Origin of the sequence: Kribbella sp. NPDC051952, from assembly GCF_040680855.1 — a bacterium.
Classification (GTDB): Bacteria; Actinomycetota; Actinomycetes; order Propionibacteriales; family Kribbellaceae; genus Kribbella.
Genome location: NZ_JBFAXQ010000061.1, coordinates 1 through 1,870, shown reverse-complemented (window position 1 = coordinate 1,870; position 1,870 = coordinate 1). Strand labels below are relative to the sequence as shown.

1 protein-coding gene and 1 pseudogene are annotated in these 1,870 nt (G+C 68.3%); both read right to left on the bottom strand.

Going from position 1 to position 1,870, the window contains the following annotated elements:
• Nucleotides 1-105 precede the first annotated feature (105 nt).
• Nucleotides 106-1,032: pseudogene (locus AB0L70_RS41750) on the bottom strand (iron ABC transporter permease); the annotation flags it as partial.
• Nucleotides 1,033-1,100: 68 nt separating this feature from the next.
• A partial coding sequence (locus AB0L70_RS41745) for an iron ABC transporter permease (RefSeq protein ID WP_363692495.1) occupies nucleotides 1,101-1,870 on the bottom strand: 770 nt, incomplete at its 5' end.

Below are 1,870 nucleotides of genomic sequence, written 5' to 3'. Positions count from 1 at the left end.
CGCCGATGTCGCGTACGGGTGGGCGATGGAGGACACCACAGGCTTCTGCAAGGTGCTCGCAGATCCCGCCACGGGCCGCCTGCTCGGCGCGCCTAGCAGGTACAGGAAGTACGGTCCTCCGACGACCGCGGTGACAAGGCCGGCCGGGATCTCCAGTGGTGGGGCCAATCCACGGCCGAGCATGTCGGCGAACAACATCAGCAAGACACCGAACAACGCAGCGGCCGGGATGGACGCCAGGTGCTTGCCGCCGAAGACCCGACGGGCCATGTGCGGAGCGATCAGGCCGACGAAGCCGATCGTCCCGGCGACTGCCACCGCGGCGGCAGCCAAGGCGACCGCGAACAGCAGCAGCACCCGGCGGGTCTTCTCCACCGGCTCACCAAGCCCTGCGGCCAGATCGTCACCCAGGCCGAGTACGTCGAGCTTGCGGGCCCAGATCACGATCAACGGGACCAGCACGAGCACCCACGGCAGGATCTCGAGCACCGCACTCATCGACCGGCCGAACAGACTCCCGGTCAACCAGATGAGCGCCGCACTGACATCGAGCGGGTTGCGCACCAACAGGAACCGGATGCCGGCCTCGAAGGCCGCACTGACCGCAATACCGACCAGTGCGATCCGCACTGGAGTCGCCCCGCGCCGGTACGCGAACAGGTAGACCATTCCGGCCGCCAGCACGCCACCGATGAACGCCGCCGGTACGACGGCCACCACCGGGATCCCCGGAATCGCGAGCAGCAACAGCATGCCGCCGAAGCCCGCACCCTTGGTGACACCAATGACATCGGGTGCCGCCAGCGGGTTCCGGATCACGCCTTGCATGACCGCGCCGGACACGGCGAGCGCCGTACCGACGAGCCAGCAGAGCAGGACCCGCGGTAGCTGGAAGTTCAGCACGATCGACGCCGCCTGGTCCGACGTGTCGCCGACCAGTGCGTGCAGGACGTTCGTGAGCGAGACCTCGGTCGCGCCGACGCTGAGGCTGTAGAAACTCAGGATCAGCGCGAGCACGCTGAGCGAGATCATCAACGGTCCCGGGTGGCGCCGGGCCAGCGACGTACGCCGGACATGCTGCGCCATCACCGTTGTACTGGTCATGAGGTCACCTTCTGCCGGCGTGCGAGGTAGACGAAGATCGGTGCGCCGATGAGCGCGGTCACCACACCGGCGGGCACCTCGTACGGCGGCCGGACGAAGCGCGACACGAGGTCCGCATACGTCACCAGTACGGCGCCACCGATCGCACAGAGCGGCAGGAGTACGACGTAGCTGGAGCCGACCAGCCGACGGACGATGTGTGGAACGATCAACCCGATGAAGGCGACCGGACCGGCCACCGACACCGCCGCGCCGCAGAGCACGATGACGAGGGCCGAGCCGAGCAGACGCGTCCGCTCGACGTTCTGACCCAACCCGCGTGCCATGTCGTCGCCGAGGGCAAGCAGGTTGAGTGGCCGAGCCATCGCGAACGCACCGACCAGGCCGAGGATCAGCCAGGGCAGCAGGTTGCGGATGTCGCCCCAGCCGGCGAAGTTGACCCCGCCGACGAGCCAGAACAGCACGCTGTCCGTCGAGTTCTCGTCGAAGATGATCAGCACCTGGGTGAGCGAGATCAGCAGGCTGCTCGCGGTGACACCGGCCAGCGCCAGCCGGACCGGACTGGTCCGACCTCGTCCCGAGCCGGCCAGCAGCATCACGGAGACACCGGCAGCACCGGCTCCCGCGAACGCGAGCAGGATCGTGGGCGCTCCGGACAGTGACGGTACGACGGTCACCGCCAGGACGACGACGAGAACCGCGCCGGCGTTGACGCCCATGATCTCCGGCGCCGCGAGCGGGTTGGCGGCGACGGCCTGCATCAGCG